This is a genomic window from Inquilinus sp. (assembly GCF_057815775.1).
The window spans coordinates 1-7,183 of record NZ_JBYRFX010000912.1; the positions used below are offsets into that span (position 1 = coordinate 1).

The 7,183-nt window shown below is 68.9% G+C and carries 8 protein-coding genes and 1 pseudogene; 6 read left to right on the top strand and 3 right to left on the bottom strand.

The features are described 5' to 3' along the window. A partial coding sequence (locus tag AC3XYG_RS32580; RefSeq protein WP_489144044.1) for a cupin domain-containing protein occupies window positions 1–304 on the top strand: 304 nt, incomplete at its 5' end. A 126-nt stretch (window positions 305–430) separates the two neighbouring features. Here AC3XYG_RS32580 and AC3XYG_RS32585 read toward each other — a convergent pair. Next, window positions 431–1,222 (bottom strand): ferritin-like domain-containing protein, encoded by a 792-nt coding sequence (locus tag AC3XYG_RS32585; RefSeq protein ID WP_489144045.1) that lies wholly within the window; start codon window positions 1,220–1,222, stop codon window positions 431–433. Between the two features lie 201 nt (window positions 1,223–1,423). Here AC3XYG_RS32585 and yfiR point away from each other — a divergent pair, with 201 nt between their 5' ends. Genes yfiR through yfiB form a run of 3 tightly spaced genes read left to right on the top strand, consistent with a single transcriptional unit; the run spans window position 1,424 to window position 3,799 of the window. After that, entirely contained in the window at window positions 1,424–2,029 is a 606-nt protein-coding gene (gene yfiR / locus AC3XYG_RS32590; protein WP_489144046.1) for a regulatory sequestration protein YfiR, read from the top strand. After that, window positions 2,026–3,309, top strand: a complete 1,284-nt coding sequence (dgcN, locus tag AC3XYG_RS32595; RefSeq protein ID WP_489144047.1) for a diguanylate cyclase DgcN/YfiN — start codon at window positions 2,026–2,028, stop codon at window positions 3,307–3,309. Before yfiR ends, dgcN begins: the two co-directional genes overlap by 4 nt. Continuing rightward, complete coding sequence (yfiB, locus tag AC3XYG_RS32600; protein WP_489144048.1) at window positions 3,302–3,799, top strand: outer membrane lipoprotein YfiB; 498 nt, start codon at window positions 3,302–3,304, stop codon at window positions 3,797–3,799. Before dgcN ends, yfiB begins: the two co-directional genes overlap by 8 nt. A gap of 13 nt (window positions 3,800–3,812) precedes the next feature. Here yfiB and rocD read toward each other — a convergent pair whose 3' ends face one another. Together rocD and rocF are read right to left on the bottom strand one after the other, a co-directional pair. Further along, window positions 3,813–5,024 (bottom strand): ornithine--oxo-acid transaminase, encoded by a 1,212-nt coding sequence (gene rocD / locus AC3XYG_RS32605; RefSeq protein WP_489144049.1) that lies wholly within the window; start codon window positions 5,022–5,024, stop codon window positions 3,813–3,815. Between the two features lie 62 nt (window positions 5,025–5,086). Next, on the bottom strand, window positions 5,087–6,091 hold the full coding sequence (gene rocF / locus AC3XYG_RS32610) for an arginase (protein WP_489144050.1): 1,005 nt from the start codon (window positions 6,089–6,091) through the stop codon (window positions 5,087–5,089). Between the two features lie 131 nt (window positions 6,092–6,222). Between rocF and AC3XYG_RS32615 the strand changes: the two genes are divergently transcribed. Both AC3XYG_RS32615 and AC3XYG_RS32620 read left to right on the top strand, forming a co-directional pair. Then, window positions 6,223–6,660 carry an Lrp/AsnC family transcriptional regulator gene (locus tag AC3XYG_RS32615; RefSeq protein WP_489144051.1) on the top strand — a complete coding sequence of 146 codons (438 nt, stop codon included), beginning with the start codon at window positions 6,223–6,225 and terminating at the stop codon, window positions 6,658–6,660. 185 nt (window positions 6,661–6,845) lie between these two features. Continuing rightward, window positions 6,846–7,183 (top strand): annotated as a pseudogene (locus AC3XYG_RS32620) (class I fructose-bisphosphate aldolase); the annotation flags it as partial.

The following is a 7,183-nucleotide window of genomic DNA, read 5'->3' on the forward strand; positions in this document are numbered from 1 at the left end:
GCGGCCGGACCCGGCCAAGGTGCTGGCGGGCGACCCGCTGCAGACCGCCCGGAACTTCTATGCCGACCCCAGCGGCCAGTTCTCGGCCGGGATCTGGGAGGGCACCGCCGGGCGCTGGCGCGTCAACTACACCGAGGAAGAGTTCTGCCACCTGCTGTCCGGCACGGTGGTGCTGACCGACGAATCCGGTACCAGCCGCCGCTTCGAGGCCGGCGCCAGCTTCGTCATCCCCGCCGGCTTCACCGGCGCCTGGGAGAACCTGTCGCCGGCGCGGAAGCTGTACGTGATCTACGAGAAGAGCTGATATCGACGGTCTAAATCATAGATCCGTCATTGCGAGCGCAGCGAAGCAATCCAGAGATCGAGCCGCTGGATCGCCACGCCCTTCGGGCTCGCGATGACGGTGGAGGGGTGGTGCGGCCGGTCCCCGCTAATCCGCCAACGGCTCATAAAAGGCGGCGGCGAAGCCGGCGAGGTCGCGGGCCGGGATGTTGAACGGCCGTTTCAGCTTGGCCCGGAAATAGCGGCGCACCAGCTCGTGATAGGTCGGGATCGGCGGCTTGTCCTGGCGCGCGCATTCCCATTCGAACCAACGCCTTCCGGCCCCGACATGGCCGATCTCGTCGGTGTAGATCCGCTGCAGGATGGCGGCGCTGTCGGAATCGCCGGCGCGTTCCAGCCGCTCCACCGTCTCCGGCGTCACATCAAGGCCGCGCGCCTCCAGCACCAGCGGCACCACCGAGAGGCGGCCGAGGAAATCCTCCGCCGTCTCCTCCGCCGCCTGCCACAGCCCGTCATGCGCCGGCAGCGCGCCATAGGAGGAGCCGAGCGCCCGCAGCCGCTGCGACAGCAGGTCGTGGTGCAGCGCCTCCTCATCGGCGACCTTGACCCAGTCGTCGAAGAACTCCTCCGGCGTCTCCGCCGTGGCGAAGCGGGCGATCAAATCCCAGCTGAGGTCGATGGCGTTCAGCTCGATATGCGCCAAGGCGTGCAGCAGGGCGATCCGCCCCGCCGGCCCGCCCAGGCGCCGCTTCGGCATGTCGCCGGGCCGCAGCACCTCCGGCCGCGCCGGGCGGGCCGGGCGCAGTGGCGGGCGGCGCGTGCCCAGCACCGGGATCGCCCGCCGCCGCCAGGCGTCCGCCGCCACATGGGTCAGGGCGATCTTGTCCTGCGGGTCCGCCGCATCGAGGATCTGGACGGCGATGTCGACGAGCGATTGCAAACGATAAATCCCGGAGGTGTCACGACCGCCCAGTGCTGATCCAGCCGGCCGCCGGGGTCAAGGGGCAGCGGGATGCCTGACCCAACCGATGGTGCTAAGCTGGCGCAGCCGCTTCGCTCGGCTATCTCTGCGCAACATGATCGATCCGGAAGCTTGGAACACCCCCTTCAGCATCGTCCGCCCACCCGTTATCCCGAGCGATTGCAGATCATCGGCCATGGCCGTGCCCAGGATTCGACCTGGTCGAGAGCGGCCCGTCTGCGCGGCCGCGGCGCGGCCGTGGCCTGTCTTGCCGCAGCGGCGCTGCTGACCCTGGCCGCAGCCCCCGCTGCCGCGCAATCCCCTGCCCCCGACGCCGATCATGCAGCGGCCGTGCTGCAGGAGGTGCTGGGCATCCTCAGCTACACCCGCTGGCCGGTCGAACCGCCGGAGCTGCGACTCTGCGTCATCGGATCGGCCGATTATGCCGACGATCTGCTGGCTGGCGCGACCCAGGCGTCCGGCCGGGCCGTCCGCTCCCACCGGCTTGCGCCCGGCGATCCCCGGGTGGGGACAGAGTGCGATGTCGTCTATCTCGGCGCGTTGAGCGACGCGGAGCGGCACCAGATCACCGCCCAGCTGACCGATCGCCCGATTCTCAGCATCAGCGAGCAGGACGCGTCCTGCACGGTGGGCAGCATGTTCTGCCTGCAGGTCGAGGACACCCAGATCTGGTTCCAGGTCAATCTGGACTCGGTCGCGCGCAGCCGCGTGCGGGTCAATCCCAAGGTGCTGCAGCTCGGCCGCCGCCGGCCCCCGGCGCCATGAAGCGCGCAGCCGCCCTGGCCCAAGGAACCCGCCCTCCCCTGCGCAGCGTGCTGCGTCGGGCCCATTTCGGCGTCGCCCTGCTGGCGGTGGTCCTGGCCGGATTGACCCTGACCATTGCCGGCTTCGTCGTGCTGCATGTCTATGCCAGCAACAACCTGCAATTGATCGCGACCTCGATGAGCTACACGGTCGAGGCCGCCGTCGTGTTCGACGACCGCGGCGCGGCCGAGGAAGCGGTGGCGCTGATCGCGTCCCCCGAGGAGGTGGCGGAGGCCACCATCCTCGACCCGCAGCACCGGGTCCTGGCGCATTGGCAGCGACCGTCAGGCGGGTCGTTCGAGGCCCTGGAGCAGCGGATGGCGGAGCTGGTCTTCCCCGGCCCAGTCGTGGCCCCGATCAGCCATGACGGGGTGGAGATCGGCCTGGTCCGGCTGCGCGGCAGCGCCGTGGGGCTGCTGCGCTTCCTCGGCCTCGGCATCGCGGTCGTGCTGGCCTGCCTCGGCCTCAGCACGGTCGGGGCGCTGTCTCTGTCGCGATATCTGCAATCCGGAATCGTCGGCCCCCTGCAGACGCTGGCCGATGTCGCGCATGCGGTCCGCCGCGACCGCGCCTTCGAACGGCGGGTTCCGCCCGCGAGCATCGCCGAACTGAACCAGCTCGGCGACGACTTTAATGCCCTGCTGGCGGAGCTCGAGTCCTGGCAGGACCATCTGCAGCGTGAGAACGCGTCCCTGGCGCACCAAGCCAGCCATGACAGCCTGACCGGCCTGCCGAACCGGGCCGTGTTCGAGAGCCGGCTGGACGACGCCATCCGTGCTGCCCGGCAAGATGGGGGACGGGTCGCGGTGCTGTTTCTGGACAGCGATCGTTTCAAGGAAACCAACGATCGGCTGGGCCATGCCGCCGGCGACGCCGTCCTGGTCGATGTTGCCGACCGGCTGCGGGCCAGGATGCGCCCGGGCGATCTGGTTGCGCGGCTGGGCGGCGACGAATTCGCGGTGCTGCTGACACCGCTGCAAGAGGTGGCGGAGGCGCTGCGGATCGCCGACGATATCTTGGGTGGCATGGCCCAGCCGATCCAGCTGCCGAATGACGAGACCGTCGAGGCTTCGCTGAGCATGGGGATTGCCCTGTTCCCGGATCACGCCGACGATGCAACAAATTTGATTCAAATTGCTGATAAAGCCATGTATCTCGCCAAGCGATTGCAGCCCGGCAGCCGGCGGCTCGCGGGAGGCGACGACCCGGACCGTCCAGACATGGAGTCCCGAATTGCCTGACCTCTCCCGGCGCGCTGCCACCCAACTCGCCCTGTCTGGCCTGCTGACCGCGGCCCTGCTGCTCGCCGGCTGCGCCTCTGGCCTCAGCGCCGCTCAGATCGCCGTGCTGAAGCAGGAGGGCTTCGAGCCCAGCGGCGACGGCTGGGAATTCGGCATCGCCAGCAAATTGCTGTTCGGCACCAACGAAGCGACGTTGGCCGAGGGCCAGCGCGAGTCGATCGGACGCCTCGCCCGGTCCCTGCTGTCCGTCAACATCCAGCGCCTGCGGGTCGAGGGCCACACCGACGACTACGGCACCGACGACTACAACCTGGACCTGTCGCAGCGCCGGGCCCAGGCGGTCACCGACGCGCTGGTCGCCGCCGGCATGAGGCCCGAGAACATCCAGGTGCGCGGCCTGGGCAAGACCGCGCCAGTCGAGGACAATCGCTCGGCCGCCGGCCGCAAAGAAAACCGGCGGGTGTCGATCATCGTTTCGAACCAGCAATAGCCTCCAGCCGCCGTCAGGCCGTGCCGGTCATGACCGCGGCGAACTGCTCCAGCGCCCAGTCGACTTGGTCGCGCGAGATCACCAGCGGCGGCGCGATGCGGATGGTGTCGCCATGGGTGTCCTTGGCCAGCACGCCGCGCTTCTGCAGCGCCTCGCAATAGCGGCGGGCGCCGCCGGCCTCCGGATGCAGCTCGACCGCCAGCATCAGGCCGCGGCCACGGACCTCGCGGATCAGGTTGCTGCGCAGCCCGGCCAGTTCGGCCTGGAAATAGGCGCCCTGGCGCTCGGCATTCTCGATCATGTTCTCCTCGACCAGCACCTTCAGCGCCATGCGGGCGACGGCGCAGGCCAGCGGATTGCCGCCGAAGGTACTGCCGTGCTGGCCGGGCTTGAGCACGCCCAGCACCTCGGTGTTCGACAGCACGGCCGACACCGGATAGAAGCCGCCGGACAGCGCCTTGCCGACCAGGGTGACATCCGCCTCGATGCCCTCATGCGCCTCCGCCAGCAGCTTGCCGGTGCGGCCCAGGCCGGTCTGGATCTCGTCCAGGATCAGGGTGACGTTGTGCCGGGTGCACAGCGCCCGCACGGTCTTGAAATAGCCGTCGGGCGGGATGATCACCCCGGCCTCGCCCTGGATCGGCTCGACCAGGAAGGCGACGGTGTTCGGGGTGATCGCCGCCTCGAAGGCGGCGGCGTCGCCGAACGGCACCACCTTGAAGCCGGGCGCGAAGGGCCCGAAATTGCCGCGCGCATCCGGGTCGGTCGAGAAGCTGACGATGCCCAGGGTGCGGCCGTGGAAGTTGTCGGCACAGACGATGATCTCAGCCTGGCCCTCGGGCACGCCCTTGACCTCATAGCCCCATTTGCGCACCGCCTTGATCGCGGATTCCACCGCCTCGGCGCCGCTGTTCATCGGCAGCACCTTGTGCGAGCCGGTGAGCGCCGCGATCTCGTCGTAGAACAGCGCCAGCTGGTCGTTGCGGAAGGCGCGCGAGGTCAGGGTCAGCTTGCTGGCCTGCTCGACCATCGCGGCCAGGATCTTCGGGTGGCAATGGCCCTGGTTGACCGCGGAATAGGCCGACAGGCAGTCGAGGTAGCGGTTGCCGTCGACATCCCAGACCCAGACGCCCTCGCCCTTCGACAGCACGACGTCGAGCGGCTTGTAATTGTGCGCGCCGAGGCGGGCTTCGGTCTCGATGAGGCTGGTCGCCGATGTGGCCATGGTCCTGTTCCCTGTCTTGTCCGTTTGCCTTATCGCGTCGGTCCCGTCACTCCGCGGCCCCGTCACTCCGCAGGCGACGACGCCGACGACGCCCGCTCCAGCGCCCCGGCCCGGTCGATGATCTGCCGGCCGAACAGGCTGGCGACCAGGTCGACCAGCAACACCGCGCTCTTGCCGCGATCGTCGAGGAACGGGTTCAGTTCGACCACGTCGAGCGACCCGACCAGGCCGCTGTCGTGCAGCATCTCCATGATCAGATGCGCCTCGCGATAGGTGGCGCCGCCCGGCACCGTGGTGCCCACGCCCGGCGCGATCGCCGGCTCGAGGAAATCGACGTCCAGGCTGACATGCAGCAGGCCGTTGCGGGTCGCGACCTTGTCGATGATCCGGCGCATCAGCACCGAGACGCCGTATTCGTCGACCAGCCGCATGTCGAACACCTCGACGCCGCGGCGGCGCAACAGCGCCCGCTCCTCCCGGTCGATCGAACTGGCGCCGAAGATGGTGAGATTCTGCGGGTCCAGCCGCTCGCGCGGCTCGTCGCCGAACACGTCGTCCAGCCCGGGCTCGCCGCACAGCAGCGCCGCCGACATGCCATGCATGTTGCCCGAGGGCGTGGTTTCCGGCGTGTTGAAGTCGGAATGGGCGTCGAGCCACAGCACGAACAGCTCGCGCCCGGCCTCGCGGCAATGGCGCAGCACGCCGTTGACCGAACCCATCGACAGGCTGTGGTCGCCGCCGAGGAAGATCGGCAGGGAGCCTTCGTTCATCAGCGCATAGGCGCGATCGCTCAGCACCCGGGCCCAGCCGGCGATCTCCGGCAGGAAGCGCATCTCAGGCGTCTCCTGCAGCTCGGGCAGCGGCCGCGGCGCCAGGTCGCCGTGGTCCTCGACCTCGAAGCCGAGGCCACGCAGGCTGGGCAGCAGCCCGGCGGTGCGCAGCGCGGCGGGGCCCATGATGGCACCGCGATGGCCGGCCCCGACCTCGACCGGTGCGCCGACCAGGGCGATGCGGGAGGGGTGCCCGTCACGATGATCCGCCCGGCGATCGGTCTCGGTTGCGTCCATGTCCTGGCGTCCCTTGCCCTGTGGCGATGACCCGAGGCCCGATTATCGGCCGGATCGGGGGTGACATAAAGACGGCATGGTGACTAATCTGATCACCACATTGCGCAAAATGCTAAGGCTGACCGATCAGAATGGACGATCTCGACCATCGGCTGCTGTCCCTGCTGCGGGCCGATCCCCGCAGCCCGGCCTCGAGCCTGGCGGCGACGCTGGGCGTCTCCCGCGCCACGGTCCGGGCCCGGATCGACCGGCTGGTCGACACCGGCGTGATCCAGGGCTTCACCATCGTGGTCAAGGCCGGCAGCCAGCCGCATGTGATCCGCGCCATCACTCTGATCGAGGTCGAGGGCCAGGCCGCCGACAAGGTGACCAAGCGGCTGCGCGGCTTCCCCGAGGTGCGGGCGCTGCATTCCACCAACGGCCGCTGGGACCTGGTGGCCGAGATCGAGACCGAGACGCTGGAGGCGTTCGACCAGACCCTGCGCCGGATCCGGCAGGTCGAGGGCATCTCGGTGACCGAGACCAGCCTGATGCTGTCGTCGATCCAGACTCGGGCTGCCGCTGAATGATGGGGGCGGAATAGCGGCACTGCGCGTTTTTCCCGCAACCTTCGCCGCGCGGCGGCGTTGAACAAGCCGACCCAACCGGCTAGGGATTGCGCCCAGCCGATCCAATGCTTCGAGGAAGACGGACGATGAGAATCAGCCCGCGCGTGTAGAAGATCCTGTCGAACTACGACAGCGAAAACCCGGGGGTGAAGGCCCGGCTCGCGCAGCTTCTGATGAATGGCCGCCTCGGCGGCACCGGCAAGATGATCTTCCTGCCAGTCGACCAGGGGATCGAGCACGGCCCCGCCCGCAGCTTCGCCGTCAATCCGGGTGGCTACGATCCGCTGTATCACCACCAGCTGGCGATCGACGCCGGGCTGAACGCCTATGCCGCCCCGCTCGGCCAGCTCGAGGTCTCGACCGGCGAGCTGTACGGCCAGGTGCCGACCATCCTGAAGCTGAACCACTCCAACAGCCTGTCCCGCCTGAAGGAAGATGCCGACCAGGCGATCTTCGGCTCGGTCGAGGACGCGCTGCGGCTGGG

Coding starts and splice junctions, on each gene's coding strand:
- dgcN (WP_489144047.1), top strand. CDS start 2,026: ATGAAGCGCGCAGCCGCCCTGGCCCAAGGAACCCGCCCTCCCCTGCGC.
- rocD (WP_489144049.1), bottom strand. CDS start 5,024: ATGGCCACATCGGCGACCAGCCTCATCGAGACCGAAGCCCGCCTCGGC.
- rocF (WP_489144050.1), bottom strand. CDS start 6,091: ATGGACGCAACCGAGACCGATCGCCGGGCGGATCATCGTGACGGGCAC.
- AC3XYG_RS32615 (WP_489144051.1), top strand. CDS start 6,223: ATGGACGATCTCGACCATCGGCTGCTGTCCCTGCTGCGGGCCGATCCC.